We start from the raw sequence: 26,851 nt of genomic DNA on the forward strand, positions 1-26,851 counted from the left end.
GGCCAGCACATCCAACATCTTCATTGCCTGACATACCGCCATCGCGAGCAAGCTCGCTCCCACAGTTTGGGGTCAGTCCAGTTGGGTCGGAGTACGACAGCAAGAACCAGGTCGGCTCGAAGGCCGCCTCGCGGGGGACGTTGATCTCGGGCGCCCCGTTAACCACGCTGGCTGAACGAAGGTGTTGTGGAGTGGGTAACCCGGCATGGATGCCGGGTTAGCCGCGCTGGGCCAGGGACGGCCCTTCGCGGCGGGCCCACGGAGCAATGCCTTCGTTCAGGCATGCCGAGCCCAGGCGAGGCACCGAGTGGTGGGGCAAAGGCACTTTGGTTACTTTCGTGCCTTTCGAAAGTGACTCGCTGTAAAAGCGAAACCATTAGCAGCCGTCACCAAAGAAACGGATATGCACTCGATCAAAAAGAAATCAGGTAACCCCCTCCGGCTCCTTCAACGCCGCCAACACCAACGGATGCAAAACCGCATCCGGATGCTTCTCCTCCCAACCCTGCAAATCCCTGCGCATGCCCGGCGTCCAGAAGTTCTTGATGTGCTGGCGGATGCCGCTCACCGCCAGCGACTGATCAGGCTCCGTGGCGAAGTAGCGGGCAATCTCGTTGGCCATCTTGATCAGGTTCTGCGAGCTCATCGGCGCACCTCGGCTTTCTCGGCGTGACGACGTTCCTTCAGCAGGCGCCGCTGTTCGTCGCTGAAGGCCTGATAACGCTTCTGCCATTCCGAAGGCTGGGTGACCCGCACGATTTCCACCGCCGTGACTTTGTATTCCGGGCAGTTGGTGGCCCAGTCCGAGTTGTCGGTGGTGATCACGTTGGCCCCGGACTCGGGAAAGTGGAAGGTGGTGTAGACCACCCCCGGCGCCACCCGCTCGGTGACCTTGGCGCGCAGCACCGTCTGCCCCGCGCGACTGCTGATACCGACCCAATCGTCCTCGGCGATGCCGCGATTCTCAGCGTCGGTCGGGTGGATTTCCAGGCGATCCTCCTCGTGCCACGCCACGTTGTCGGTGCGCCGGGTCTGCGCGCCGACGTTGTACTGGCTGAGGATCCGTCCGGTGGTCAGCAACAGCGGATAACGGCCATTGACCTTCTCCTCGGTGGGCACATAGCCGGTGAGCATGAAGCGCCCTTTGCCGCGCACGAATTGGTCGATGTGCATGGTCGGCGTACCGTCCGGCGCGGCATCGTTGCACGGCCATTGCAGGCTGCCGTGACGCTCCAGTTCGGCGTAGCTGACGCGGCTGAAGGTCGGCGTCAGGCGGGCGATTTCATCCATGATTTCCGAAGGGTGGTTGTAGTGCATCTTGTAGCCCAGGGCATCTGCCAGGGCGATGGTGGCTTCCCAATCGGCCTTGCCCGCCAACGGGTCCATGACCTTGCGAACACGGGAGATACGGCGTTCGGCGTTGGTGAAGGTACCGTCCTTCTCCAGGAACGAGCTGCCCGGCAGGAACACATGGGCAAACTTGGCCGTTTCGTTGAGGAAGATGTCCTGCACGATCACGCATTCCAAAGCGGTCAGCGCCGCAGTCACATGCTGGGTATTGGGATCGCTCTGGGCGATGTCCTCGCCCTGGCAGTAAAGCGCCTTGAAAGTGCCGTCCAGCGCCGCCTCGAACATGTTCGGGATGCGCAGGCCCGGGTCGGGTTGCAACGTCACGTTCCAGGCCTGCTCGAACTGGGCCCGCACCGCTTCATTGGAGATGTGCCGATAGCCCGGCAGCTCATGGGGGAACGAGCCCATGTCGCAGGAACCCTGGACGTTGTTCTGCCCACGCAGCGGGTTCACCCCGACGCCCTCGCGGCCGATATTGCCGGTGGCCATGGCGAGGTTGGCGATGCCCATCACCGAGGTGCTGCCCTGGCTGTGTTCGGTGACACCGAGGCCGTAGTAGATGGCCGCGTTGCCGCCGGTGGCGTAGAGCCGCGCGGCGGCGCGGATCTGCTCGGCGGGCACGCCGCACACCGGGCCGAGGATTTCGGGGGCATTTTCCGGCAAGCTGATGAAGTCGCGCCAACGGGCGAAATCTGTCGCCTCGCAACGCTCTTTGACGAAAGGCTCATCAACCAGCCCCTCGGTGACAATCACGTGGGCCAGCGCGTTGAGCATCGCCACGTTGGTGCCCGGACGCAGCTGTAGATGCAGCTCGGCACGGGCGTGAGGCGAATCCACCAAGTCGATGCGCCGCGGGTCGATGACAATCAACCGCGCGCCTTGGCGCAGGCGGCGCTTGAGCTGGGAGCCGAACACCGGGTGCGCATCGGTGGGGTTGGCGCCCATCACCATGATCACGTCGGCTTTCATCACCGAGTCGAAATTCTGCGTACCGGCCGACTCGCCGAGCGTTTGCTTGAGGCCATAACCGGTCGGCGAATGGCAGACCCGCGCGCAGGTGTCGACATTGTTGTTGCCGAACGCCGTGCGCACCAGTTTCTGCACCAGGTAGGTTTCTTCGTTGGTGCAGCGGCTGGAGGTGATACCGCCGATGGAATCGCGCCCGTACTTGAGCTGGATGCGCCGCAGTTCGCTGGCGGCGTAGGTGACCGCCTCCTCCCAGCTGACTTCCTGCCACGGGTCGTCGATGTGCTTGCGGATCATCGGCTTGGTGATGCGGTCCGGGTGCGTCGCGTAGCCCCAGGCGAAGCGGCCCTTGACGCACGAGTGGCCGTGGTTGGCCTGGCCGTTCTTGTCCGGGACCATGCGCACCAATTGTTCGCCTTTCATCTCGGCGCGGAACGAGCAGCCCACGCCGCAATAGGCGCAGGTGGTGACGACGCTGCGCTCCGGCTGGCCGATTTCGACGACGCTCTTGTCGATCAGCGTCGCTGTCGGGCAGGCCTGGACGCAGGCGCCGCAGGACACGCATTCGGAGTCGAGGAAGTTGTCACCGCCGGCCGCTTCGACACGGGAATCAAAGCCGCCTCCGCTGATGGTCAGGGCGAAGGTGCCCTGGATTTCCTCGCAGGCACGCACGCAGCGGCTGCAAACGATGCACTTGCTCGGGTCGTAGTCGAAATAAGGGTTGGAGACGTCCTTGGCTTCGGCCAGGTGATTGGCGCCTTCGTAGCCGTAGCGCACCTCGCGCAAGCCCACCTGCCCTGCTACGGTCTGCAATTCGCAGTTGCCGTTGGCCGGGCATGTCAGGCAGTCCAGCGGGTGATCGGAGATGTACAGTTCCATCACGTTGCGACGCAGCGTGGCGAGCTTTGAGGTCTGGGTGCGGACCACCATGCCGTCGGTCACCGGCGTGGTGCACGAGGCCGGGTAACCGCGCATCCCGTCGATCTCCACCAGGCACATACGGCAGGAGCCGAAGGCTTCCATGCTGTCGGTGGCGCACAGTTTCGGGATGGTGGTACCGAGCAAGGCCGCCGCGCGCATCACCGACGTGCCGGAGGGAACGCTGATTTCACGGCCATCGATGGTCAGGCTGACCTGCACGTCGCTTACTCGGGCCGGGGTGCCCAGGTCGATGTCGCTGGCTGGATCGAAGATGTTGATCATTGGTCGGCCTCCGTGGTCGCCAGACCGAAGTCGGCGGGGAAGTACTTGAGGGCGCTGGCGACGGGGTAGGACGTCATCCCACCGAGGGCACAGAGCGAGCCGTATTGCAGGGTGTCGCAAAGGTCTTGCAACAGCGCCGCCTGTTCCTGGCGGGCACTGGCATCGGTGCTGGCGATCAAGCGATCCACCACCTCGACGCCACGGGTCGAGCCGATGCGACACGGCGTGCATTTGCCGCAGGATTCCTCGGCGCAGAATTGCAAGGCGAACCGGGCCATCCGGGCCATGTCCAGGCTGTCGTCGGCAACCACCACGCCACCGTGCCCGAGCATCGCGCCCATGGCGGCGAACGCTTCGTAGTCCAGCGGCGTGTCGAACTGCGCGGGTGGGACCCACGCGCCCAGCGGGCCGCCGACTTGCGCGGCCTTCAACGGACGACCGCTGGCGGTGCCGCCGCCATACTCCTCCACCAACTCGCGCAGGCTCAGGCCAAATGCCCGCTCCACCAGCCCACCGCGACGAACGTTGCCGGCCAGCTGGAACGGCATGGTGCCCAGTGAACGGCCCATGCCGAAGTCCCGGTAGAACTGCGCGCCCTTCTCCAGAATTACCGGCACCGAGGCCAGGGTCACCACGTTATGAACCAGCGTCGGCAAGCCGAACAGGCCCTGCAACGCCGGCAGCGGCGGCTTGGCACGCACCATCCCGCGCTTGCCTTCGAGAGATTCCAGCAGCGCTGTTTCTTCGCCACAGATATAGGCGCCGGCGCCCACTCGCACTTCCAGCTCGAAGGCGCGGCCACTGCCGCCGACATCGGCGCCCAGGTAACCGGCTTCGCGGGCGATGTGCAGCGCTTCGTTCAGCGTGCTGACGGCGTCGGGGTATTCCGAGCGCACATAGATGTAGCCCATGGTGGCGCCAACGCAGATCCCGGCGATAACCATGCCTTCGATCAGCAGGAACGGATCGCCTTCCATCAACATACGGTCGGCGAACGTGCCGGAGTCGCCTTCGTCGGCATTGCAGACCACGTATTTTTGCGGGCCCTGCGCGTCGCGCACGGTGCGCCACTTGATGCCCGCCGGGAATGCCGCGCCGCCCCGGCCGCGCAGGCCGGAATCCAGCACTTGGGCAACCACCTCGGCGCCGTCCATCCGGATCGCCCGGGCCAGGCCGAGGAACCCGCCTTTGGCCCGATAGTCGTCGAGGGACAAGGGCCGGGTGATGCCGGCACGCGCAAACAACAGGCGCTGCTGGCTTTTCAGATACGCAATGTTCTCCACCAGTCCCAAGGCCGAAGGATGACCGCCCGGGTCGTGGCCAAGCGCATCGAGCAGGCCTGGCACATCTTGCGCGGTGATCGGGCCAAACCCCAACCGCCCTTCGGGCGTTTCAAGCTCTACCAGGGGTTCCAGCCAATACAGCCCGCGAGAGCTGGTGCGCAGCACCTCAAGCGGCAGTTGACGACGCTCGGCCTCGCGCACCAGCGCATCCGCCACCTTGTCCGCACCGACGGCGCGGGCCACTGAATCACGGGGAATGCAGAGGGTCAGCATGGGCCATCCTCCAGGCAACCGTTCACCAACTGGCGCAGGCGTTCGGGGGTCAGCCGTGCGTGCAACTCCCCGTCCAGCTCCAGGGCCGGCGAGCACACACAGGCGCCCAGGCAATAGACCGGCCGCAGGCTGATCGCCCCGTCGGCACTGGTGCCGTGATCGTCAAGCGCAAGTTGTTCGCGCAACTGCGCAGCCAGGCCTTCGGCCCCCATGCTCTGGCACGACTCGGCCCGGCACAGGCGCAGGGTATGGCGCGCCGGCGGCGTGGTGCGAAAGTCATGGTAGAAGCTGATTACCCCGCGCACTTCAGCCTGGCTGAGATTGAGGGCATGGGCGATTTCAGGGACCGCGGCGTCGGGAATGTACCCGCAACCTTCCTGGATGGCATGAAGGATGGGCAACAGGGCACCGGGGGTGTCCTTCTTGCGCGCCAGCACGCTGTGAATCAGAGGCAGGTGGAGCGTCTCATCAGGCATAAACGTACCTCGGCATCTCGAACGACACCGCCGCGTGGCGGTAGTCGTTCGGAGTCTTGGCTAGGGCGTGCGGCCCACGTCACGGTAGCGTGGCAATCCGGTCGCCATTCTTGCTCTCCGGCCAGGTGTCTTTGGCGCACCTGGTCCGGGGCATCTTCACAGCTTGCCACTCCCGGGGGGCGGCGATTGTACGTGGACGACGAAACGTGTTCTGAAAGCGACCGGGGTGCGAACAATTTCGTCCAAGGAAATGGGCTGCCCTGACTTAGATTGTAGGCATGCGAATCACTAATGGAGGGGTTAACCGAAGCGAAGGAGAAACTCATAACGGGTGAATAGGCCGATTACAACGCGCTCGACAGACAGGACCACGTCGAGCGTTCAGGTTGCACTATAAGTATTTGTCGAAGCGCAAAAGTGCAACCTGAACTGATTATCTCTACCGGGCCCCAGCGAAGCCATCAATCAGACTATTCAGAGTCCCTAACAGGGATCCAACGTTAGTGTGCCTTTACAATTATTTAATACTTTCACGTCGCCGAGTGGGAGACTAATTGCTTGACGTGTCCGATCCTCGTAAACAACCTTACTAGACGAAGTGAGGCCTTTAGCTGTGTGAGGTCCCGTCCCCAAACAAGTTTGGTAAAGCTGGCAAGTGCCAGCTGGAGACTGAGCAGTCCAACTATCTCCGGTGCAAGTCTTATAGGCAGACGACTTGCTCCATGCGGCTTGGCATTCAGCATCATGCGCTGCCTCGGCAAAATTAAATTGCAACGCAAGAAGAGAAAACGACGCAACGCATAACCTAGAAAAATTCATTCTATTGCCCTCTAGATATTTGTGCCAACGGCGGTAGACTGTCAACCGGTTAGCAACGGATTAGGTCAGATCATCAGATCTCAGCCCTGCTAAAGAACGGCCCAAAAGGCACGCAGTCAATAGCGCACAAGAACACTGGCCTGTAATGACTTCGACCGTATGAAGATCATCAGCCTCCTGCCGATGGGTCAGTACTGACAAAGAACCTCAGCGCTGATCAGAGGATGGTCCAACAACACAATCACTGAACCTGTAAAGATTGACAGTTCTTTAGAATGTTTTGCTTTCATGTACATCGTATTTTGCTATAGCAGGCAGCCTTTCGAGCATTAATCAACGGAAAAAGGCACTTCAGAATGCCGCTGATCATCGGCTGGGCCGATTTTACGACACAGGCTTCAACCTGGCCTCGCGACGCCAGTTCTGCTCCCGTTTCGTTCGTGAAGTCATCGATGAAGCGACGAACATCCAGGTCGGCAAAGTGGAAACGTTCGCGACGTTACTACAAGATAACGCCGAGCCGAATCTCGCCTTCTGGCGGCTGTGGTTCTTCGGCCGAATTCCTTGGCAACGTCGTACCGTCACCCCGGAAAGCTTGCTTCAAAGTCCGGAGGTGCGCATCATTTTCGACTCACAAGCGAGTGGCACGGCATGATCTAACCAGGAGCAAAACACCATGGATGAATACCAGGAAGCCATCAAGAACAAGATCCGCGCCGCAGTAGCAACCAGCGATTCTGACGAGATTACCTATCGCTCTGAGTGGCTCGGTTACATGCCCTTCCCGGTTTTTCGATGGGTTGTACATCAAGGAAAGGATTTTTCCGGCGACTTTCCTGCCGATTGGACCCTGGAGGATCTGGCCAGTCTTGAGCGCGCGGGGTTCCTTGAAATGCTTGAGACCTACGAGAACCCGGAAGACCCGTTTGACCGGGATATCAGGTATCGCGTCTTGATTGAATAGAACAGAAAGTACCAAAGGCGTCGGTCTGCGCTATCTAACGAGACGAACGCAGCCACCGTGGAGAGGGAGCTTGCTCCCGCTGGGCCGGCCCGGCACTTCGGGCGAAGCGGCCCTGAATCGGCATCTCCGTTTTACCAGGCACACCGCATTGCTCGGTTTTGCGGCGGCTGCGCCACCGAGCGGGAGCAAGCTCCCTCGCCACGGTGGGTGTATTGGCATCGGAGACTCAGCCCCGGGGCCGACAGCGGCAGCCAGTATGAGGCCTGACTGCGCGCTTTTAAGCAAACGCGGCTAGGCATGCTCTGCGCGTATAGTCGACTCTGACGCCGACCGCACCTCCAAGAGCCTTCCCCCGTGCCTGAGCTACCAAACGATTACGCCTACAAAAAACGCTTCGACGCTGTACTGGCGTATATCGATGCCAATCTGGAAGATGATCTGTCGGTGAGGACGTTAAGTCATGTGGCGAACTTCTCGCCGTTTCACTTCCATCGCCAGTTCACGGCGTTCATGGGCGTGCCTGTTTCGCGCTACGTCCAGCTGATGCGGCTACGACGCGCGGCACATCGCCTGGTCGCAGTTGCCGATTATTCGGTACTGGACGCCGCGCTGGATGCGGGCTTCAGGAGCCCCGAGGCGTTCTCCAGGGCGTTCAGCCGGGCGTTCGGCGCCGCGCCAAGCGCGTTCAGGAAGAATGCAAACTGGCAGGTCTGGAACACGGTATTCGCCGTCCCACATTTTTCCAGGACTCTTCTCATGCAAGTACGCATTATCGAACTCACTGAAATCAACGTAGCGGCCCTTGAGCACCGCGGGCCGCCCGGGCTCGTCAATGCGAGCGTCCGCCAGTTCATCGAGTGGCGGATGCGCAGCGGGCAGTCGCCGGTGGCATCAAGCCGCACGTTCGGTATTCCTTATGGCAATCCCGATACGACACCTGCGCACGCCTTCCGATTTGCGATCTGCGGTGAGATTCACGAAGACGTGACGCCGAATGAGTTCGGCGTAGGCCCACTCGTCATTCCCGGCGGCCGCTACGTCGTGGTACGCCATGCGGGGTCGCCCGATCATATCGGCGAGACGATCTACCCGATCTACCGCGACTGGCTCCCCGCGAGCGGTGAGGAGCTGCGTGATCAGCCACTGTTTTTCCACTACCTGAGCGCCTATCCCGAGACGCCACAGGATCAATGGCAAACCGATGTGTATGTCCCGCTGCAATAGCGGATAAACGCCCGCTACCGAAAGCGCCCTACTTTATCTCTACCAACCGCAGGGATTGTGCACCAGCCAAGGACAGATGAATAACTGCCGCTCTGCTAGGGAAGTTCGGCGCATCGTCGTCGGTGTTTTCCATTGCCGCGATGTCGATCAGGGTCTGCTCACCCGCCGGGTCGCTGACCAGCCTGGCGTCCATCTTATCGATCGCTCGCCAGCTGTCTCCGCCGATTCGCATCACATCCAGCAGGCTGTAATGCGGCACGCCCTCTTCGTTCTCCTCAGGGGTAAAGGCCGCCAGGTACTGACTGTAATTGTTGCCCATCCCAAAGCCCTCGATAGTGAAGACCGCGAGCGTGACCTGGCTGTCCTCGCCGGTATCGAGCGTTTGCACCAGCGCCGCGTCGGGGTAGCCGGTGGCATAGCTGTCCTTGAGCAGCGCCACCAGATGCCCGATCTGTGCCTCCAAGGCTTGCGGAATGGGTTTCGGTTCTTCGGCTTGAGCCAGGGTGCAGATGAAAAACAAGGCAGCGGTCAGCAGGCGCAATTTCATAAGGTGGGTCCGCGATGTCCAAGGATTGGCGCGGATATTAGCGTCTGGACTGGAGGTTGGTGACGATTTGTCATGGGTTTTGCGGTGGGGCGCACACTCGGTGCCCCCCTTGGAAGACCAAGCCATCACTCTTGCGAACGAATACGCTCCACCAGCCGCGCCTGCAACGCTTCAAGCTCCTGCGGATCAGCCTTGCCCCGTCCATGAGCCTCAGGCGCGGCGCCGTCCCAGCGCGGGATGATGTGGACGTGGATATGGAAGACCGTTTGCCCGGCGGGCGCCCCGTTAAACTGCGCGATCTGCACGCCATCCGGCTGCAGCTCGTCGACGAGGATGCGAGTGAGGCGTTGCGTCGCCGACATCATCTTGCCCAGCACCGCGGGGTCGACATCAAGAATATTGCGCGCCTGGGCCGCCTTTGGGATGACGAGCACATGACCGCGCGACTGCGGAAAAATATCGAGGAAGGCCAGTACATCAGCGTCTTCGTAGATTTTATAGCAGGGCGCTTCGCCGCGAAGAATCAGCGCAAAGATGTTCTGCGGATCGTATTGGCCGTACAAGCTCATGGTTGCTCCTCGCAAATACTTCAACTTTTCAGCGTCAGCGCTATCTTCAGCTGCAATTCGTTTTCGGAAAAGGGCTTGTGCAGAACCGGACACTGGGCGAAGTCAGCGGGCAGGCCGCTGACGCCGTATCCGGTGCTGAACAGGAAAGGAACGTTACGAGCGCGCAGGATATCAGCCACCGGGAACACCCGTTCACCAGCCAGATTGACGTCCAGGATTGCCAGGTCAACTTCCAGGGTGTCCGCTTTTTCCCGAGCCTGGGCGAGTCGTGGGACTGACGCCACCACCGTGCAGCCCAGCTCTTCGAGCATTTCCTCGATCAGCATGGCGACCGCGCCTTCGTCCTCGACAAGCAGAACCCTGATACCAGCAAACCGGGTCATGCAGATTGCTCAACGACCATGAACGAGAAGCGACAGAGAACGCCCTCAGGTGCAAAAGTCAGGACAAAAATTCCGCCAAGATCGCGCTCGATACAGCGCTTCATCAATCGCGAACCGAGCCCTTCCCGTTCCGGCGGAAACACCGGGGGGCCGCCCTGCTCGCGCCAATCCAAGGTCAGCAAGGTGCCGTTCGATTGCGGCTGGACGTTCCAGTTCAGCGAAAGCCTGCCCGTCTCGACCGACATCGCGCCGTACTTGAGCGCATTGATCGCCAGTTCGTTGAGGGTCATGGTCAGGCCGAGCGCGACCCGGGTATCGACGTCGATGGCATCACCCTCGAAGGTGATACGGCCAGGGTCGGCCCCGAATATCGGCACCAGCACTTCCCGGGCCAGGGAGGCCAGCGGGGTTTGGCCCCAATGCCGCCTCGTCAGCAGATCGTGGGCGCGGGACAACGCGAGAAGCCGGGCTTCGAAACGATTGTAACCATCCTTGGCATCCACCGCATTGCGGGCGGTCTGGGCTGCCAGGGATTGCACCGTGGCCAGGGTATTCTTGACCCGGTGGTTGAGCTCATCAATCAGGGTTTTCTGCCGGTCTTCGGCCTGCTTGCGCTCGGAGATGTCCACCAGCATGTTGATGGCGCCAACCAGGTTGCCCTCCGCGTCGTGTAGCGGCGTGGGATAAGGCGCGAACGGGACCCGGCTGCCGTCGGGACGCTCCGCGACTGCCTCGACCCCGCGTATCGGCCGGTTTTCCTTCAAGGCCACTGCCATCGGGCACTGGTCGTGGGGCAGGAAATTGCCATCGGTGGTGAACAGTTTCCAGGTCACGCACCAAAGGTCGCCCAGTTCAGGCGTACGCCCCGACAACTCGACCGCTGCCCGGTTGAAAAAATTGATCCGGCCTTGCGCGTCCGTGGTATAGACCGCCGCGGGCAGCGCCTCGAGCAGGTTGCGCATGTGCCGTTCGCTTTCGAGGATCTGGTTTTCCATGCGCCGCGCCTGCGTGACGTCCTGGATAACCCGCACGCCATAACGAAACACGCCTTGGGAGTCCCGGACCGATGAGCTGTGGATGTCCAGGTAGACGGTTTCGCCGTCAGGCTTGAAGGCGCGTTTGCGCAGCACGTAGTTATCCAGCTCGCCCGCCACCTGGCGAGCATACAGCGCGGCGTCTTCGTCGGTGCTGTCGGAGTGGGTATACCCCAGGAAAGTCATGTTCAGCAGTTCTTCGCGCGAGCGCCCGAGCATGTTGCAGAGCGCATCGTTGACCCGCAACAGACGGCCATCCGCCCCGGCTTCGGCAATGCCGATCGTCGCCGCCTCGTAGGTCGCGGACAACCGATCGTCGCTCTCCTGGCGTGCCGTCTCGGCCGCATGGACCGAGGTCACGTCCACGGTGAAGCACCGGGTGTTGAAAAGCTTGCCGTCCTCGAACCGCCCGTTGGAGGTGATGGTGACATGCTTGATCGAACCATCCTTGGCTCGAAGGCGAGCCGGATAGTCTTCCAGGCATTCGCCGTTGCTCAATTTGCTCAGGATGTCGCCGATGACAGGCTCATCGACATGGAACTCGGTGATATGGCGGCCGATGTACTCCTGCGCCGAATAACCGAGCAAGGCCAATTCAGCCTTGTTGGCACGCACAATGGTGCCTTCGCCGCTGACGATGTGCAGGCCCACCGCACTGTTTTCGAAGAAGTCTTCCAGGTCGGCATTCTTGCGCCGTAGCTCGTCGGCCATCGCGTGGTGCGCCGAGACGTCCTGAAAACAGTTGATCGCCCCTTGGATAGTGCCCTGCTCATCCCTCAGGGCCCGGATGTTCACCAGCGCGACGATCCGCGAGCCGTCCGGACGCTCGATGAATACTTCCTGGTTGCGCGTCGCCGTACCCGACTCCAGCGCCCAGGCCATCGGGCAGTCCTCCAATGCCAACGGCGTACCGTCGGCCAGGAACAGGCGATAGGAACCGCAGAAACGGTCGCCGCCCTCTCCCAATACCGGCGCTCGTCCCCACAACGTGGCCGCCTCGCTGTTGTAGCGGACCAGCCAGCCGTTGTGATCACACAGATACACCGCGCCAGGAATGGCGTCGAGCGCATTCGCGCCCATCGCCAAAAGTCCTTCGTACTCGCTCGGTGTACGCGTCTCCCTGGGAAACGCTTCAATATTCGACATTTCTATCCCCAATCCGCCTGGCTGAATGCGCCTGCTACACAACGACTCGGTATCCCCTGAGTCGGCGATCCCAGCCCGGACTATTCCTTTACATGCCGGAGCGGATTTTTTCATGCAGCTGCAATGGATACTAGATCCTTATTCAACCTGCGAGTTCAGGAAAATTCGGCGACATGGCACGCCAGTCTCAAAATCGGAACAACGCGCGGGGCGTTTCTACCATAAGCGCGCGCATAAACGGCAAAGAAATCTGCAAATCCTGCAACTGGCGCATCACCGTATCGAAGCCGATGACTGCCTCGTGTTGTGTATGCGGCCAGTCACTCCCCCATACCAGGCGATGGGCGCCGAAACTCTGCTCCAGCAGGCCCAATGCGGACCTGGCGAATGCCAGATTCTGCTGCTCGGTGCCCGCCAGCCGATAGATGCCGGAAACTTTCATCCAGACTTGCCCACTGGCGCCCAGCGTCATCAGCTCGGGATATCCCGGTTGATCAAGGCCCGAACGCGCATCGGGGCGACCGAAGTGGTCGACCACCAAGCGCACGCCGAACGGCATCAACTGGCGAATCAGTCCCGGCACATGTTCTACCGGGGCATGCAATTCAACATGCCAATCCAATTCGGCAAGGTGGCCAAGGAAGTCTTTCCACAGGATTTCGCGAAAGTCGGGCGAGGCCGTGCCCATCAGGTTCAAGCGAACGCCGACCACGCCCAGCCGCGCCATCTCCTCCAGCTCGACTCGGCTGATATCCGGTTCCACCACCACGACCCCGCGCAGTTGCTCCGGCGCCTGTTCCAGCGCGGCGAGCAGGTAGCGGTTATCGGTGCCGAGAAAGCTCGGCTGGACCAGAACCCCATGGCTCAAGCCATGGGTCTGCAGATGGTTCAGGTATTGCGCAAGCGTAGCGTCATAGTCCGGTGTGTAACGCCGCACGGCAGCCAGCTCCAGCTCACGGCTGAACACGTGGGCATGGCAGTCGATGCCGGTCATCGACGTAGTACAGGAATCAACCATGGTTCTCATCTATCAAAATTAAAGGATCAGGCGCGGGCGCTCTCGCTGGCTGATGCCACGGCGGGCGCCGGTGACGCAGATGCCTCAAGGCTACGGCCTCGGGTTTCCGGCAGGCAAAGCGCCGCGAGCACAGCCACGCCGTAGGCGATGCCCGCATCAATGCCGATGGCTGATCCCAGGGACATGGAATCGCTCATGTGCCCCACCAGGAACGGGAATACCGCCGACAGCACCCGGCCGAAGTTGTAGCAGAAACCGACGCCGGCACCGCGTACATCCGCCGGGTACAACTCGTTGAAGAACGCCCCGAGGCTGGCCGGAATGCCGGCTGCGAAAAAGCCGAGCGGGAAGCCCAGGAACAACATCTGCGTATTGCTCAACGGCAGGAATACGTAGCACTGCACGGTCACCACACAGCACAGCGCGAACAACAGGATGTTCTTGCGCCGGCCGATGCGATCGATCAGCAAGCCACTGACGACACAACCGCACCAGAAGGCAAAGATGATCACCGCCAGGTAGCCGCCGGAATTGAGCACCGACAGGTTGCGCTCGGTCTTGAGGAAGGTCGGCAGCCAGGTCATCACCGCGTGATAACCGCCGTGGGCACCCAACCCGAGCAAACCGCCGAACAGGGTCACGCGAATCAGTTCGGGGCGAAAAATGCCGCCCAGGGATTTGAAGAAACTCTGCGGGATCGCCTGTTCCTTTTGCAGCCGCTGGAAACTGTCCGGCTCCTCGACGTTGCGGCGCACCCAGATGATCAGGAACGACGGCAGCAGGCCGACGATGAACATCACCCGCCAGGCCATGTCCTGCGGCACCAGGGAGTAGATCAGCGTAAAGACCCCGACGGCCAGCCCCCAACCCACCGCCCAGGCGCTCTGGACCGTGCCCATGACCTTGCCGCGGTATTTCGGATTGATCGTCTCGGCCATCAGCACCGCGCCGGCGGCCCACTCTCCGCCAATGCCAAAGCCCTGCAATGCCTTGACGATCAACAGTTGGTGAAAGCCCGTGACGAACGCCGACAGGAAGGTGAAGAACGAGAACCACAGGATCATCCATTGCAGCGTGCGCACCCGGCCATAACGGTCGGATAGCGTCCCGCCGACCCAGCCACCCAGGGCCGAGGTCACCAGCGTAACGCCGCTGATCAGCCCCGCATCGCCCTTGGACAAGGCGAACGCGGCGATCAACGCCGGTATCGCCAGGCCGAACATCTGGACTTCCAGCGCGTCGAGCGACCAGCCGCCAAAACACGCCCAAAACGTCTTGCGCTCCCGCGAAGTGATCTGGCGATACCAACTGAACATGATTCTTATCCTTATGAGTGAAACAAAGGGCAGCCGAGAGCGAACCGCGCCGCTACAGGGCCAGTCAGGAAAAACACATAGGGCAAGGGCAGCGGCATTCGAGACGCCGCTAGCCCGCCGAAGTCAGCGGATTTCGACGCTGTAGCGGAAATGCTCGGCATGCCCGCGCGAACGGCGCCATTCCAGCGGGGTGCCGGCGTAATCGCGGGCCAGACGCTCGATCACCACCACCGGGCTGTTGACCGGAACCTGCAACAAGCGCGCGTGCACCTCGTTGACCGATTCGGCCGTGAGGGTTTCCTGCGCATAGGCAACCACCTGCCCGCAGATTTCCTCGTAGATGGGATAAAGCAACGGCCCTTTCTGGTTCAGGTCGATCTCCAGCAACGGCTGGAATCGGCCACGTGGCAGCCAGATTTCTTCGGCGAGCACCGGCTCGACTTCCAGCAGACGCACCCGGACGATGCGGATCACCGGCGCATCGACCGGCAACCCCAAGGCCTGTGCGACCGCCGATGGCGCCGCCACCGGCTCGACAGACAGGATGCGACTCTGCGGAACCCGGCGTTCACCGGACGCCGACTGAAAGCGAAAGAAACGAAACAACGATGACTGGAACTGCGGACGACGAATGAAGGTGCCCCGCCCTTGCTGGCGCTCCAGGATGCCCTCGCTGACCAAGGCATCAATTGCCTTGCGCACGGTTCCGGTGGACAGCTGGTATTCGGCTGACAACGCCGCCTCGGTAGGAATCGCCTCTCCCGGACGCCAGCGATTATTGGCGATCTGCTCCGCCAACTGGTCACGCAAACGTTGATAAAGCGGCAGGCGGGCGTCGCTGGACAGGGCGTTCATAGGACTATATTCACCTTGTTATCTAGTCATCTATATGAATTTGAGCCGAGTATTTGCTTCGACCCGCCGTGTTGTCAAGACGGGGCCTGATACTTTGCAGACCAACGGAAACAGTAAGCGCAGCGAATCAGTGCGTTGCGTGACGAGGCAACGCCAACGAAATCAGGGCAGCGAGCAACACGAATGCACTGGAAATCCACAGGCACGCCGCCAGCCCGTACCCTTGGTAGACCCAACCGGAAAGCAGCGTCCCGGCCAGCCGGCCGATGGCGTTGGACATGTAATAGAAACCCACGTCCAGCGACACGCCGTCCTCCTTGGCGTACGACACGATCAGATAACTGTGCAGGGAAGAATTCACCGCGAACAGCCCGCCAAATACCATCAGCCCGCCCAACAGCATCGCCTGTTGTGACAGCCCCAGGGCCATCGCCGCCGGCAAGCCCGCCAACGCCAGCGCCCAGAGGCACGCGGCGCGTCCATCCGGCACCTGCCCGCGTCTCTTGCCGGTGATGTTCGGCGCCAGGGATTGCACGATGCCGTAGCCGATGACCCACGCGGCGAGAAATCCGCCCACGGTCGAGAAATTCCAGCCGTAGACACTGCTCAGGTACACCGGCAGGGCCACCACGAACCAGACGTCCCGGGCGCCGAACAGGAACATTCGCGCGGCCGACAAAATATTGATCGCCCGGCTCTTGGAAAGGATGTCGCGAAATCTGGGCTTGGCCTTGGCCTTGCCCAGGTCCTTCTTCAGCAGGATCAGGCTACCGCCCCAGATCAGTGCCAACACGACGGCCATCGCCAACAATGCGCCCTGGAAACCGATCCATGCGAGCAGCGCCCCGCCGAGAAAAAAGCCGACGCCTTTGAGCGCGTTCTTCGAGCCGGTGAGGATCGCTATCCAGCGATAAAGCCTGCCCTGCTCACCGTCAGGCACCAGAAGCTTGATGGAGCTCTTGGCGCTCATCTTGTTCAGGTCCTTGGCGATTCCCGAAAGCGCCTGGGCCATCATCACCCAGGCGATGGTCAGCCAGGCGGACGGAACCGTCAGCATCAGCAGCGCCACCACTTGCAGGCCCAGGCCGATGTTCATCGTCCGATTCAGGCCCAGCCGGGCACCGAGGTAGCCGCCCAGCAGGTTGGTGACCACGCCGAAGAGTTCGTAAAACAGGAACAGCGCGGCAATCTGCAACGGGCTGTAGCCCAACGCGTGGAAGTGCAACACCACCAGCATGCGCAGGGCGCCGTCGGTCAGGGTAAAAGCCCAGTAATTACCGGTGACGAGCAGGTACTGTCGCACTTGCGGCGCTATGGCTGACAAGGCACTCATCACGATTCCTCAGCCGGCCAGGCCAACCATCCGGGCCAGTTCGACGGTGCGGTTGGCGTAGCCCCATTCGTTGTCGTACCAGGCATAAAGCTTGACCTGGGTGCCGTTGACAACCAGGGTCGACAGCGCATCGATGATCGACGAGCGCGGATCGGTGCGGTAGTCGATGGACACCAGAGGGCGCTCCTCGAAACCGAGGATGTCCTTGAGCTCGTGCTCGGCTGCGTCCTTGAGAAAACCGTTCACTTGTTCGACCGTGGTGGCTCGCTCGACCTCGAACACGCAATCGGTCAGCGACGCATTGGCCAACGGCACCCGCACGGCATGGCCATTGAGGCGCCCGCGCAGCTCGGGAAAGATTTCGGCGATAGCGGTGGCCGAGCCGGTGCTGGTGGGAATCAGGCTCATGCCCGACGCCCGGGCGCGGCGCAGGTCCTTGTGCGGCTGGTCGAGGATGCTCTGGGTATTGGTCAGGTCATGGATCGTGGTGATCGAGCCGTGACGGATGCCGAGCTTCTCGTGGATTACCTTGACCACGGGTGCCAGGCAGTTGGTGGTGCAGGAAGCCGCCGTCACGATGCGATGCCGGTCCGGCTCGAACTGCTGGTGATTGACCCCCATGACGATATTCAAGGCGCCTTGCTCTTTCACCGGGGCACTGACCACCACGCGCTTCACGCCCTGATCGAGATACGCCTGGAGCACCGCTACCGTCTTCATCTTGCCGCTGGCCTCGATCACCACATCGCAGCCCGACCAGTCGGTGTCGGCGATCGCTTTGTTGGCTGTGACCTTGATGCGCTGCCCCTCGATGATCATGCTGGCGCCATCGGCGTCGGCCTGGCGGTTCCAGCGGCCGTGCACCGAATCGAAGTTCAATAGATGCGCATGGGTCGCCGCGTCGCCCGCCGGATCGTTGACCTGCACGAACTCGAAATCCGGCCAGCCCCAGGCTGCGCGCAAGGCAAGGCGACCTATGCGTCCGAAACCGTTGATGCCTACTTTGATCGTCATTTTGAAGGGGGCCGTCTATCTGTGTTCAGTCGAATATATGTTTTTCCGGATACAAGAGGAAATCGAAAGTGGCGCATCCCCGTGGCGAGGGAGCTTGCTCCCTCGCCACGGAGTCCGTTGTTATTTCAGAAGGGAGAGTGTTCCGATCACGCTCTCGTAGTACAGTCTGCACCCGATATCAGCCCCAATTTGAAGGACATCAGGTGTCCGGGAATTTTGCTTGAACAGACCCGCACCTCATGTTCTTCGTCAGCCGAAGCGGTAACAGCATGATTGAAATCACCGAAGTCTCCATTGCCCAGCTCCGGGCTGCGCTGGAATCCGGCCAGACCACGGCGGTCGAGCTGGTCCAGGCCTATCTCGCCCGGATCGACGCCTATGACGGCCCCGACACGCCCACCGCCCTCAACGCGGTAGTGGTTCGCAACCCCGCTGCGCTGGACGAGGCCAACGCGTCCGATGCCCGGCGGGCCAAAGGCCAGACTCTGGGCCCCCTCGATGGCATTCCTTATACCGCCAAGGACAGTTATCTGGTGAAGGGGCTGACCGCTGCGTCTGGAAGCCCGGCCTTCAAGGACCTGGTTGCCCATCGCGACGCCTTCACTATCGAACGCCTGCGTGCCGCCGGGGCGATCTGCCTGGGCAAGACCAATATGCCGCCGATGGCGAACGGCGGCATGCAGCGCGGTGTTTATGGCCGCGCCGAAAGCCCTTATAACGCGGATTACCTCACCGCGCCTTTTGCCTCCGGTTCGTCGAACGGCGCGGGCACTGCCACCGCTGCCAGTTTCGCCGCCTTCGGCCTCGCTGAAGAAACCTGGTCCAGCGGACGCGGCCCGGCTTCCAACAATGGCTTGTGTGCCTACACGCCCTCGCGCGGGGTGATCTCGGTGCGCGGCAACTGGCCGTTGACGCCGACGATGGACGTTGTCGTGCCCTATGCCAGGACCATGGCCGACCTGCTGGAAGTGCTGGAAGTGGTGGTGGCGAACGACCCCGACCCCCGTGGCGACCTGTGGCGCCTGCAACCCTGGGTGCCGATTCCGTCCGTCGATTCGGTCCGTCCCGCCTCGTACCCGAGCCTTGCCGCCAATCCCGAAGCGCTGGCCGGCATCCGTTTCGGCGTGCCGCGCATGTACATCAATGCCGACCCCGAGGCGGGCACCGCTGAAAAGCCAGGCATTGGCGGCCCGACCGGGCAACGGATCATCACTCGCCCGTCGGTGATCGCCCTCTGGGAAGCCGCGCGCCAAACCTTGGAGGCCCAGGGCGCCGAAGTGATCGAGGTGGATTTCCCGCTGGTGTCCAACTGCGAGGGCGATCGCCCTGGCGCGCCGACGGTGTTCACCCGCGGCCTGGTGTCCAAGGAGTTCCTGCACCATGAACTCTGGGACCTGTCGGCCTGGGCGTTCGACGATTTCCTGCGGGCCAACGGCGATCCGAAACTCAATCGCCTGGCCGACGTCGACGGACCGCTGATTTTCCCTCACGACCCGGGCACCCTGCCCAATCGCGAGGATGATCTTGCCGCCGGCATGGACGAATATGTGAAGATGGCCCAACGCGGCATCACGCCGTGGGACCAGATCCCGACCTTGCCCGATGGCTTGCGCGGCCTCGAAGAGACACGCCGGATCGATCTCGAGGACTGGATGGAGCGGCTTGGCCTGGACGCGGTGATCTTCCCAACCGTGGCGGACGTCGGGCCCGCCGACGCGGACGTCAACCCGGAGTCAGCCGACATTGCCTGGAGCAATGGCGTATGGGTCGCCAACGGCAACCTCGCCATCCGCCACCTCGGCGTGCCAACCGTCACCGTGCCGATGGGCGTCATGGCGGACATCGGCATGCCGGTCGGGCTGACGTTCGCGGGCCGTGCCTATGACGATTCGAAACTGCTGCAGCTGGCCTCGGCATTCGAGTCGACGGGCTCGAAACGGATGATCCCGCCGCGCACTCCGCCGTTGTCTGGTGACCATCCGCGCGCGTGATCGCGGCGGGTACATGAAACAGGAAAGCAGGCTCACCGCTTCAATAGCTGTGAGGCCTGCGTCATCAGCGCCTGCTGCTGGCTAATCGAATCTGCCCACCGCAAGCCGACCCGTCTCGGGCCGCGCATAGAGATACCCTTGCATCAGCTCGATGCCCAACTCCAGCAGCGTCGCGCTTTCTTCTCGCGTCTCGACGCCCTCGGCGATGACGGTAATACCCAGCCGGCCGGCAACCAGGATGATCCCCTCGACAATCGCGCGTCTGACCGGGTCCTGGTCGATGCCTCGGGTCAACGCCATGTCGATCTTCAGCACCTGGGGTTGGAACAGCGCCAGCAGATTGAGCCCCGAGTAGCCAGAACCGAAATCATCTATTGCGGTAGTGAAACCCTGGCGCTCGTATTCCAGGAAGATCGACTTGAGGTGCTCGGGGTCGTCCACCCTTTCGCCTTCCGTGACCTCGAACATGAGCCTGTCCGGCGGAAAGCGGCTTTGACGCGCAGCCTCCAATGTCGCCCGTATACAGGTCTCGGCCCGGTACACGGCGTTGGGCAGGAAGTTGATGCTCAGCAGGCAACCGGGAATGTCGAGGATACCCAGCCTGGCAGCCTCCTCGATCGCTTTTACTCGGCAGGCCTGGTCGAACCGGTAGCGGTTGCCGTCATTCACAAGCCCGAGGATATAACCTGCCGATTCGCCGTTTACGCCTCTGACCAGTGCCTCATAGGCAAAGGCCGTGCGCGTGCGGACATTGAAGATCGGTTGGAACGCCATGGTGAAATCAAATCCCAATGCCGAATGGTCGCGACACTCGGCGCAACCAAGGGATTTGAACGTTTGAGGAGAAGAGGATGCGGTCATATCAGTGTTCCGTCGCGGCAGCGGGTGTCCCTGTGTTGCAGAAACTACAGGCAATGTCCCTTGAATCGGCACGGGTCGCGCTTTCTGGAGTGCGGTCGGGCCCGCGTTACGCAATTAACAACGTTTAACTCGCCCCTGCGCGCGGCCTCACCAAGAATGTCGCTCTGTCCAGGCCTTGGTTCACACGGAAAAGACGCATGTCGCTCGCATCCACAAACATGATTGTCCCTGGGCCAGCACCGGTCGCCCTGAAGCCGATCTGGCTGCTGGCTTTGCTGGCGGGAAGCGCACCCGCGCTGGCAGGACAAACCGCCGAGGGTCTCCTGCAAGGGGCGACATTTGAGGTGTTGAGCCGCAACTTCTACCTCAACAATGACTATCGGTCCCCTACCCCGGCGGGCAAGAGCTACAAGGCGGAATGGGCCCAGGGCTTCATCGCCACGTTCGAGTCCGGCTTCACGCCCGGCATCGTCGGTGCAGGTGTCGACGCCCATGGGTTCGTCGGTTTGAAACTGGACGGCGGCAAGGGCCACTCGGGGACGGGACTGCTGCCACTGGACGACGACGGGCGCAGTGAGGACGAATACTCCAGCGCCGGCGCTGCGCTGAAATTCAAGACCTCACGAACCACCTTGGCGCTGGGCGAAATGACCGTCGCGACACCGGTATTCGATACGGCTGACAAGCGCCTGCAACCGGAATACGCCAGCGGCGTGTTGTTGTCGAGCCAGGAAATCGATGAGGTCGATTTGCAGGCGGGTCATTTCAACGCCTTCAAGAATCAGGATGCCTCCACCGCCAAAGGCGATTTCTCCGGTTATGGGGCAAGTACCCGCCACGGCAGTATCGACTTCATCGGTGCCGACCTGTTCAGCGGCCGCACGGTGGGCGGCGCGCTCTATGCTTCCGAGCTGAGCGACACCTGGCGCCAGTACTACGCCAATCTGCATTCGACGCTGGGCCAGCTGTTCCTCGACGGTAACGTCTACTACACCCGCGACCATGGCCAGGCCAGCGCAGGCGCCATCGACAACACGGCCTTCAGCCTGTCCGGCAAATATCGACATGAAGCCCAGGCATTCACCTTGGCGTACCAGAAAATCAACGGCGACACGCCTTTCGATTTCGTTGGTGGTGACTCCATCTACCTGGCCAACTCGATCAAATACGCTGATTTCAATGGCCCGGGCGAGCGCTCCTGGCAAGCTCGCTACGACCTAGACCTGGGCACCTTGGGCATCCCCGGCTTGAGTTTCATGGCCCGCTATGTAACCGGCAACGGGATAGATGGCAGCCATGCGCCAAGGGGCGGCGCCTACAACCCGTTCGACAGCGACACCGGAACCTACAGCCCGCAGCAGGGGGACGGCGGCCGTCATTGGGAGCGCGACCTGGACCTGCATTACGTCGTGCAATCAGGGCCGGCCAAGGACCTGTCGCTGCAACTGTCCCACGTCACCCACCGCGCCAACAGCGCCCAGGCCGGCGATGATATTGACAGGCTGTACGTCGTCCTCCAGTACCCGCTGAAGCTCGGGCCGTTCTGAAAAGACGCATCATCAAACCTTCACGCTGCTGACGGCATGATAGTTGGCATCGAGCCCAGCGAGGAAGCGCCATGCCGTCATCAGGACTAGCGACGAACGTCTCTCACCGACCAAGGCTTGCGGATCTCAAACCGCTTGTCCAATCCTTGCGGGCAACTCCCGCTGCCCTGCGCAGACAGGCGGAACCCAGGATCACTCCGGCAACACAGCTGGAAAATCGAGAGGGTTATCGCAGCGACTTCCTTGGCGATTTCATCGTGCCCTGGCCGTCCCTGGATTCAGCCCAGGCAGAGGACGTCCACCCGACGGGCGCAGCCATGAACCGTCTGGATTACACCCATTTCTCCATCACCCTGTCTCGGAGTCGACGGTTGGCGCTCGTGGCGGGTGTCAATATCGATGGCGCCAGCAGTGTCGAAGTCGATCGCGGGCGCGATGCCTGGGCCTATGACGGGCGACTGCCCAGCGATGCGCAGCTCGGCGAAGAGCTCTATGCCGACAACCTGCTCGATCGCGGCCATCTGGTGAGGCGCCAGGACCCCAACTGGGGCCAGGAGGCGCACACGGCCAACACCGACACCTTCCACTTCACCAACTGCTCGCCACAGATGGCCGCGTTCAACCAGAAAACCTGGCTGGAGCTCGAGGACTATATCCTCGACAACACTCGCCGCTGGAAAGCCCGGGCGACGGTATTCACCGGGCCGTTGCTGCGCGAAGATGATCCGACCTATCGGGGCGTGCAGATCCCCACCGCGTTCTGGAAAGTCGTGGCATTCCTCGGTGACGACGGCAAGCCCTCGGCCAGCGCCTACATGATTGACCAACGCCGGGAACTGGGAAAACTGGAACTCCTGTTCGGAGCGCTAAAGACCTACCGACACAGCGTTGATCAGATCGAAACGCTGACGGGTGTTCGTTTTGGTGATCTGGCCAACTACGACGGTTTCTCGAACGAGGAACGCTTGACCGGAACACGGATTGAAGCGGCCATCCGCGGGCCCGAAGATATCCTTCTGTAAAACGGACCGGCCGGCGCCCGGTACAACGGACGCCGGTCGGGCTATCAGCGCTCCTGACCAGGAAAATCAGCTCCACGCGCCGTGGCCTCCCACGCGCGAAACTCTTCCTGCATGGCGGACAGCTTGGCCATCGCCACTTCGAATGCGCGATTGCCCAACAGCAACCGCTGAGGCGGCTGCTCGGCATTGACCGCGGTATAGATCGCCGCGGCCGCACGCGCCGGGTCGCCTTCCTGCCTGCCGACCGAGACGTGATAAGCGCGGCGTGCGGCGCCTGCGGTGGCGTCGTAGTCGTCGATCGACTCGCTTACCTCGGCTGCCGAGCCGGCCCACTCGGTGCGAAACGCGCTGGGTTGCACGGTCATGACCCGGATGCCGAGCGGTTCGACTTCGGCCCGCAAGGCATCGCTGAGCCCTTCCACAGCAAACTTGCTCGCGCAGTAATAACCCACCGCAGGAAAGCCGGCGAGCCCGCCGATGGACGTCAGGTTGACGATCATCCCCTGCCGCCGCCGGCGCATGCCAGGCAGCACCGCGTGGATCATGTTCGCGGTACCGACCAGGTTGACCTCCAGGAGCCGACGCGCTGCCTGCGGATCGGTCTCCTCGACGGCGGCGAAGTAACCGATACCGGCGTTGTTGATCAACACGTCGACCTTACCAAAGACTCGCTCGGTGGCGGCCACTGCGTCGCGGGCCTGCTGTGGGTCAGTGACATCGAGCGGCAGCACCAGAGCTTCGCCGAGGCGGCCCAGGTCCTGCACTTGCTCGACTTTGCGGGCGGTGACGACCACGCGCTCACCCTGCTTGAGCAGATGCTCGGCAATGTATCGACCAAAACCAGTGGAACAGCCGGTGACCAGCCAGGTTTTACGATTGCTCATGACGGTTCTCCTCTGTTGGCTCAGCCGGCGGTGACTGTCATGCCGCCATCAGCCATGACCACCGAGCCGACCATGAAGCTGGCACGGTCCGAGGCCAGGAAGGCGACCACCTCGGCGATTTCTTCAGGTTGCGCGGCCCGGCCGATGGGGGCGGCTTCGCCGTGCTGGGCGAGAAACTGCGGGCCATCCTCGACCACGTCGTTGAGGATATTGGTGACCACATCGCCAACGCCGACCGCATTGACTCGGATGCCATGCTCGATGGCTTCCAGCGCCAGCGTGCGGGTCAACTGCGCCAGAGCGCCCTTGGACGCGGTGTAGGCGGCGATGGTCGGGAAAGCGAAATAGGACGCATAGGAGGCGATGTTGACGATGGCCCCGGACTTGTTGGGCATCATCGCCTTGACCGCTTCGCGTGAATGCAGGAACGCCGCGGTGGCGTTGACGGCCTGGATGCGTTCCCAGTCCTGGCGCGTCATGTCGACCACCAGTTTGTTGATGATGATGCCGGCGTTATTGACCAGGATGTCCAACCGGCCGAACTGCTCGACCGCCAGGCCCACCGCGCGCTCGGCGGCGCCGTCCTCGGTAATGTCAGCCACCAGCGGCACCAGTCCCGGGCGGGCCAGCTCGTTGACGGCGGGGTTGATGTCCTCGGCGATCACCTTGGCGCCACGGGCATGCAGCAACAGGGAAATGGCCTTGCCGATACCGCTGGCGGCGCCGGTGACCAGGGCGACCTTGCCTTCGACTTCGTGGGGAATGTTGTGTTTGATATCGCTCATGGTAGCTCTCCTCGTTGACCGACCGACGAGACATTCGCCGGTGCGCTGTCGTGATTGACGGCTTCACTGTCGCGCAACGAGGGTTACCGGGCTTTGGTGATGTTGCGGGGACTGTCGGGGTTTTGCGCGAACGTGCAAAACCGGCGGGATTACCCGGGACGGCAGCGCGTCCCGGGCATCGGGTTCATGGCTTGCGAGTCACCCGCCACACGGTGTTCGCCAGGTCATCGGCGATGATCAACGCACCGCGCGGATCAACGGTCACACCCACGGGCCGCCCACGGGTCTTGCCATCGTCGCCGCGGAAACCCGTGGCGAAGTCCACCGGCTCACCAGCGGGACGACCGTTGCGAAACGGCACGAAAATGACCTTGTAGCCCACCGGCTGGTCGCGGTTCCAACTGCCGTGCTCACCCACGAAGGCGCCTTCGGCAAATTGCTCGCCCATGGCCGGGATGGAGAAATCGACACCGAGTGCCGCGACGTGGGACCCGAGGCTGTAGTCGGGTTTGACCGCAGCGGCGACTTTTTGCGGATCCTGCGGTTGTGCGCGCGGATCGACGTTCTGCCCCCAATAGCTATAGGGCCAGCCATAAAACGCACCTTCGCGCACCGATGTCAGGTAATCCGGCACCAGGTCGGGACCCAACTCGTCGCGCTCGTTGACCACCGCCCACAACTGTCCGGAGCCAGGCTCGACCTTCAACGCCGTCGGGTTGCGCAGACCGGTCGCATAGGGTTTGTGGGCGCCCGTCTCGGCGTCGATCTGCCAGACCATGGCCCGGTCGATTTCGACTTCCATGCCGCGTTCGGTGACGTTGCTGTTCGAACCGATGCCCACGTACAGCGAGCGTCCGTCGGGACTGATCGCCAGCGCCTTGGTCCAGTGGTGGTTGATCTCGGACGGCAGGTCGGTGACTTTTGTGGGTGGCCCGCTGGCCTTGGTCTGGCCCTCTTCATAATCGAAGCGCACCAGTGCGTCCTGGTTGGCGACGTACAGCTTGCCGTCGGCAAACGCCAGGCCATAGGGTGCGTTGAGGTTTTCGGCGAAGACCGTCTTGAGCTCGTAGGTGCCATCACCGTCAGCGTCGCGCAACAGCGTCAGGCGATTGCCGCCCTTGACCTGGGTGTTGCCCTTGGCCTTGATGACACTGGCAATTACATCCTTGGGCTTGAGCTTCGCGGCGTTTCCGCCACGGCCTTCGGCCACCAGGATATCGCCGTTGGGCAACACCAGGGTCTGGCGCGGAATCTTCAGGTCGGTGGCGATAGCGGTGATGTCGTAGCCTTGCGGCACCGTCGGTTTCTGCTCGCCCCAGGGCACCGGCTCGGCGATTTTCATGCTGGGCAACAACCCGCGCTGGGGCTCCGGCAATTTGGGGTCCGGACCGCGTGCCTGAGTGGCGTCCCCTTCTCCTCCGCAGGCGCTCAGCAACAACGCCATGCTCAGGGCTGTCAATGCGATGCGCGATTTCATTGCTCACCTCCGGAACGCAGATTGGTCAGCCCGACCCACGCCGCAGCGCAGGCCAACACGGTGACCGCGACCGACAGAACCAGGCCCTGGGGCATGATGGCCCAGGCGTCTTTGGCATGTTCGAAGGCATTGATCAGCCCGAGTACCCAAGTCACCAGCAACAGCAGGAAATACACCACGGGACGCCCGCCCTTGCGCTCCGCACGGATCAGATTGACCAGCGCAAACAGCAATGCCAACCCACAGAACAGCAGTCCGCCGGCAATCAGCCAGGAGGCGAAATTGCTCCATTGGATCTGGTAGGTCTTGTAGTACGCGATGTCATTGAGCAGCGCCCCGAGAAACAACGGAACGCTACCGGCGAGCAGGACCGCGTGAAGCGGACCTGGCGTGCTTCGGTAGAGGGGATGGGTGGTAACGGTCATGACAGCTCCTTATCGTTCAGCGTCCCGTAGCGGTTTCCGTGAGATCCGGGCCGTCGGGGCCGCGTTGATTAACGCCTAGGGAAATG

Annotated in this window: 24 protein-coding genes; 6 read left to right on the forward strand and 18 right to left on the reverse strand. The window is 62.0% G+C overall.

Annotated features, from left to right (window positions below):
- Positions 1–424: 424 nt before the first annotated feature.
- Genes J3P96_RS14635 through J3P96_RS14650 form a run of 4 tightly spaced genes read right to left on the reverse strand, consistent with a single transcriptional unit; the run spans position 425 to position 5,551 of the window.
- On the reverse strand, positions 425–646 hold the full coding sequence (locus J3P96_RS14635) for a formate dehydrogenase subunit delta (protein WP_434651854.1): 222 nt from the start codon (positions 644–646) through the stop codon (positions 425–427).
- Entirely contained in the window at positions 643–3,519 is a 2,877-nt protein-coding gene (gene fdhF, locus J3P96_RS14640; RefSeq protein WP_434651856.1) for a formate dehydrogenase subunit alpha, read from the reverse strand. Before fdhF ends, J3P96_RS14635 begins: the two co-directional genes overlap by 4 nt.
- The gene (locus J3P96_RS14645) at positions 3,516–5,075 is read right to left on the reverse strand and encodes a formate dehydrogenase beta subunit (protein ID WP_434651858.1); all 1,560 of its coding nucleotides are present in this window, start codon (positions 5,073–5,075) and stop codon (positions 3,516–3,518) included. The genes fdhF and J3P96_RS14645 overlap by 4 nt, the downstream gene beginning before the upstream one ends.
- Positions 5,069–5,551, reverse strand: a complete 483-nt coding sequence (locus J3P96_RS14650; protein ID WP_434604729.1) for a formate dehydrogenase subunit gamma — start codon at positions 5,549–5,551, stop codon at positions 5,069–5,071. Before J3P96_RS14650 ends, J3P96_RS14645 begins: the two co-directional genes overlap by 7 nt.
- A gap of 1,099 nt (positions 5,552–6,650) precedes the next feature.
- Between J3P96_RS14650 and J3P96_RS14655 the strand changes: the two genes are divergently transcribed.
- The 3 genes from J3P96_RS14655 (at position 6,651) to J3P96_RS14665 (ending at position 8,558) form a co-directional block, all read left to right on the forward strand.
- On the forward strand, positions 6,651–7,025 hold the full coding sequence (locus J3P96_RS14655) for a YiiX/YebB-like N1pC/P60 family cysteine hydrolase (protein ID WP_434651860.1): 375 nt from the start codon (positions 6,651–6,653) through the stop codon (positions 7,023–7,025).
- Positions 7,026–7,046: 21 nt separating this feature from the next.
- Positions 7,047–7,334 carry a hypothetical protein gene (locus tag J3P96_RS14660; protein WP_434651861.1) on the forward strand — a complete coding sequence of 96 codons (288 nt, stop codon included), beginning with the start codon at positions 7,047–7,049 and terminating at the stop codon, positions 7,332–7,334.
- A gap of 354 nt (positions 7,335–7,688) precedes the next feature.
- The gene (locus J3P96_RS14665; protein WP_434651863.1) at positions 7,689–8,558 is read left to right on the forward strand and encodes an AraC family transcriptional regulator; all 870 of its coding nucleotides are present in this window, start codon (positions 7,689–7,691) and stop codon (positions 8,556–8,558) included.
- A gap of 28 nt (positions 8,559–8,586) precedes the next feature.
- Here the strand turns inward: J3P96_RS14665 and J3P96_RS14670 are convergent, their stop codons facing one another.
- The 9 genes from J3P96_RS14670 to J3P96_RS14710 form a co-directional block, all read right to left on the reverse strand.
- Positions 8,587–9,105 carry a hypothetical protein gene (locus J3P96_RS14670; protein WP_434604708.1) on the reverse strand — a complete coding sequence of 173 codons (519 nt, stop codon included), beginning with the start codon at positions 9,103–9,105 and terminating at the stop codon, positions 8,587–8,589.
- Between the two features lie 125 nt (positions 9,106–9,230).
- A complete protein-coding gene (locus tag J3P96_RS14675) occupies positions 9,231–9,674 on the reverse strand; it encodes an HIT family protein (protein WP_434651865.1) in 444 nt (147 codons plus the stop codon).
- A gap of 20 nt (positions 9,675–9,694) precedes the next feature.
- Positions 9,695–10,057, reverse strand: a complete 363-nt coding sequence (locus tag J3P96_RS14680) for a response regulator (RefSeq protein WP_434623979.1) — start codon at positions 10,055–10,057, stop codon at positions 9,695–9,697.
- Positions 10,054–12,171 carry a PAS domain-containing sensor histidine kinase gene (locus J3P96_RS14685; RefSeq protein WP_434651867.1) on the reverse strand — a complete coding sequence of 706 codons (2,118 nt, stop codon included), beginning with the start codon at positions 12,169–12,171 and terminating at the stop codon, positions 10,054–10,056. The genes J3P96_RS14680 and J3P96_RS14685 overlap by 4 nt, the downstream gene beginning before the upstream one ends.
- 253 nt (positions 12,172–12,424) lie before the next feature.
- On the reverse strand, positions 12,425–13,255 hold the full coding sequence (locus tag J3P96_RS14690) for an amidohydrolase family protein (RefSeq protein ID WP_434651869.1): 831 nt from the start codon (positions 13,253–13,255) through the stop codon (positions 12,425–12,427).
- A gap of 26 nt (positions 13,256–13,281) precedes the next feature.
- Complete coding sequence (locus J3P96_RS14695; protein WP_434651871.1) at positions 13,282–14,571, reverse strand: MFS transporter; 1,290 nt, start codon at positions 14,569–14,571, stop codon at positions 13,282–13,284.
- A 123-nt stretch (positions 14,572–14,694) separates the two neighbouring features.
- Positions 14,695–15,426, reverse strand: a complete 732-nt coding sequence (locus J3P96_RS14700; protein WP_434651873.1) for a GntR family transcriptional regulator — start codon at positions 15,424–15,426, stop codon at positions 14,695–14,697.
- A gap of 127 nt (positions 15,427–15,553) precedes the next feature.
- Positions 15,554–16,759: an organoarsenical effux MFS transporter ArsJ gene (gene arsJ, locus J3P96_RS14705; protein ID WP_434651874.1), complete on the reverse strand. Its 1,206-nt coding sequence runs from the start codon at positions 16,757–16,759 to the stop codon at positions 15,554–15,556.
- Between the two features lie 9 nt (positions 16,760–16,768).
- Positions 16,769–17,773 (reverse strand): ArsJ-associated glyceraldehyde-3-phosphate dehydrogenase, encoded by a 1,005-nt coding sequence (locus J3P96_RS14710; RefSeq protein WP_434651877.1) that lies wholly within the window; start codon positions 17,771–17,773, stop codon positions 16,769–16,771.
- Positions 17,774–18,042: 269 nt separating this feature from the next.
- On the opposite strand from J3P96_RS14710, the gene J3P96_RS14715 reads away from it, so the two are divergent.
- Complete coding sequence (locus tag J3P96_RS14715) at positions 18,043–19,764, forward strand: amidase (RefSeq protein WP_434651879.1); 1,722 nt, start codon at positions 18,043–18,045, stop codon at positions 19,762–19,764.
- A gap of 81 nt (positions 19,765–19,845) precedes the next feature.
- Here the strand turns inward: J3P96_RS14715 and J3P96_RS14720 are convergent, their stop codons facing one another.
- Entirely contained in the window at positions 19,846–20,625 is a 780-nt protein-coding gene (locus J3P96_RS14720; RefSeq protein WP_434651882.1) for an EAL domain-containing protein, read from the reverse strand.
- A gap of 197 nt (positions 20,626–20,822) precedes the next feature.
- Here J3P96_RS14720 and J3P96_RS14725 point away from each other — a divergent pair, with 197 nt between their 5' ends.
- On the forward strand, positions 20,823–22,172 hold the full coding sequence (locus J3P96_RS14725; RefSeq protein WP_434651884.1) for an OprD family porin: 1,350 nt from the start codon (positions 20,823–20,825) through the stop codon (positions 22,170–22,172).
- A 71-nt stretch (positions 22,173–22,243) separates the two neighbouring features.
- A complete protein-coding gene (locus tag J3P96_RS14730; protein ID WP_434651886.1) occupies positions 22,244–23,194 on the forward strand; it encodes a DNA/RNA non-specific endonuclease in 951 nt (316 codons plus the stop codon).
- Positions 23,195–23,238: 44 nt separating this feature from the next.
- Here J3P96_RS14730 and J3P96_RS14735 read toward each other — a convergent pair whose 3' ends face one another.
- The 4 genes from J3P96_RS14735 to J3P96_RS14750 all read right to left on the reverse strand — a co-directional run bounded on the left by J3P96_RS14735 (position 23,239) and on the right by J3P96_RS14750 (position 26,765).
- The gene (locus J3P96_RS14735; protein ID WP_434651888.1) at positions 23,239–24,078 is read right to left on the reverse strand and encodes an oxidoreductase; all 840 of its coding nucleotides are present in this window, start codon (positions 24,076–24,078) and stop codon (positions 23,239–23,241) included.
- A gap of 20 nt (positions 24,079–24,098) precedes the next feature.
- Positions 24,099–24,863 (reverse strand): SDR family NAD(P)-dependent oxidoreductase, encoded by a 765-nt coding sequence (locus J3P96_RS14740; RefSeq protein ID WP_434568649.1) that lies wholly within the window; start codon positions 24,861–24,863, stop codon positions 24,099–24,101.
- Positions 24,864–25,047: 184 nt separating this feature from the next.
- Positions 25,048–26,340 (reverse strand): PQQ-dependent sugar dehydrogenase, encoded by a 1,293-nt coding sequence (locus J3P96_RS14745; protein ID WP_434651891.1) that lies wholly within the window; start codon positions 26,338–26,340, stop codon positions 25,048–25,050.
- Positions 26,337–26,765, reverse strand: a complete 429-nt coding sequence (locus J3P96_RS14750; RefSeq protein WP_434651893.1) for a DUF2231 domain-containing protein — start codon at positions 26,763–26,765, stop codon at positions 26,337–26,339. The genes J3P96_RS14745 and J3P96_RS14750 overlap by 4 nt, the downstream gene beginning before the upstream one ends.
- Between the last annotated feature and the right edge of the window lie 86 nt (positions 26,766–26,851).

It is taken from the genome of Pseudomonas sp. R3-56, assembly GCF_051132075.1.
Taxonomy (GTDB): domain Bacteria; phylum Pseudomonadota; class Gammaproteobacteria; order Pseudomonadales; family Pseudomonadaceae; genus Aquipseudomonas.

What these genes read in the sequence shown, in the direction of transcription:
- J3P96_RS14675 (WP_434651865.1), bottom strand. Translation starts at nt 9,674, where the DNA reads ATGAGCTTGTACGGCCAATACGATCCGCAGAACATCTTTGCGCTGATT.
- J3P96_RS14730 (WP_434651886.1), top strand. Translation starts at nt 22,244, where the DNA reads ATGCCGTCATCAGGACTAGCGACGAACGTCTCTCACCGACCAAGGCTT.
- J3P96_RS14740 (WP_434568649.1), bottom strand. Translation starts at nt 24,863, where the DNA reads ATGAGCGATATCAAACACAACATTCCCCACGAAGTCGAAGGCAAGGTC.
- J3P96_RS14700 (WP_434651873.1), bottom strand. Translation starts at nt 15,426, where the DNA reads ATGAACGCCCTGTCCAGCGACGCCCGCCTGCCGCTTTATCAACGTTTG.
- J3P96_RS14670 (WP_434604708.1), bottom strand. Translation starts at nt 9,105, where the DNA reads ATGAAATTGCGCCTGCTGACCGCTGCCTTGTTTTTCATCTGCACCCTG.
- J3P96_RS14710 (WP_434651877.1), bottom strand. Translation starts at nt 17,773, where the DNA reads ATGACGATCAAAGTAGGCATCAACGGTTTCGGACGCATAGGTCGCCTT.
- J3P96_RS14695 (WP_434651871.1), bottom strand. Translation starts at nt 14,571, where the DNA reads ATGTTCAGTTGGTATCGCCAGATCACTTCGCGGGAGCGCAAGACGTTT.
- J3P96_RS14650 (WP_434604729.1), bottom strand. Translation starts at nt 5,551, where the DNA reads ATGCCTGATGAGACGCTCCACCTGCCTCTGATTCACAGCGTGCTGGCG.
- J3P96_RS14735 (WP_434651888.1), bottom strand. Translation starts at nt 24,078, where the DNA reads ATGAGCAATCGTAAAACCTGGCTGGTCACCGGCTGTTCCACTGGTTTT.
- J3P96_RS14715 (WP_434651879.1), top strand. Translation starts at nt 18,043, where the DNA reads ATGATTGAAATCACCGAAGTCTCCATTGCCCAGCTCCGGGCTGCGCTG.
- J3P96_RS14645 (WP_434651858.1), bottom strand. Translation starts at nt 5,075, where the DNA reads ATGCTGACCCTCTGCATTCCCCGTGATTCAGTGGCCCGCGCCGTCGGT.
- arsJ (WP_434651874.1), bottom strand. Translation starts at nt 16,759, where the DNA reads ATGAGTGCCTTGTCAGCCATAGCGCCGCAAGTGCGACAGTACCTGCTC.
- J3P96_RS14635 (WP_434651854.1), bottom strand. Translation starts at nt 646, where the DNA reads ATGAGCTCGCAGAACCTGATCAAGATGGCCAACGAGATTGCCCGCTAC.
- J3P96_RS14750 (WP_434651893.1), bottom strand. Translation starts at nt 26,765, where the DNA reads ATGACCGTTACCACCCATCCCCTCTACCGAAGCACGCCAGGTCCGCTT.
- J3P96_RS14685 (WP_434651867.1), bottom strand. Translation starts at nt 12,171, where the DNA reads ATGGGCGCGAATGCGCTCGACGCCATTCCTGGCGCGGTGTATCTGTGT.
- J3P96_RS14725 (WP_434651884.1), top strand. Translation starts at nt 20,823, where the DNA reads ATGTCGCTCGCATCCACAAACATGATTGTCCCTGGGCCAGCACCGGTC.
- J3P96_RS14680 (WP_434623979.1), bottom strand. Translation starts at nt 10,057, where the DNA reads ATGACCCGGTTTGCTGGTATCAGGGTTCTGCTTGTCGAGGACGAAGGC.
- J3P96_RS14745 (WP_434651891.1), bottom strand. Translation starts at nt 26,340, where the DNA reads ATGAAATCGCGCATCGCATTGACAGCCCTGAGCATGGCGTTGTTGCTG.
- J3P96_RS14720 (WP_434651882.1), bottom strand. Translation starts at nt 20,625, where the DNA reads ATGACCGCATCCTCTTCTCCTCAAACGTTCAAATCCCTTGGTTGCGCC.
- J3P96_RS14660 (WP_434651861.1), top strand. Translation starts at nt 7,047, where the DNA reads ATGGATGAATACCAGGAAGCCATCAAGAACAAGATCCGCGCCGCAGTA.
- J3P96_RS14690 (WP_434651869.1), bottom strand. Translation starts at nt 13,255, where the DNA reads ATGGTTGATTCCTGTACTACGTCGATGACCGGCATCGACTGCCATGCC.
- fdhF (WP_434651856.1), bottom strand. Translation starts at nt 3,519, where the DNA reads ATGATCAACATCTTCGATCCAGCCAGCGACATCGACCTGGGCACCCCG.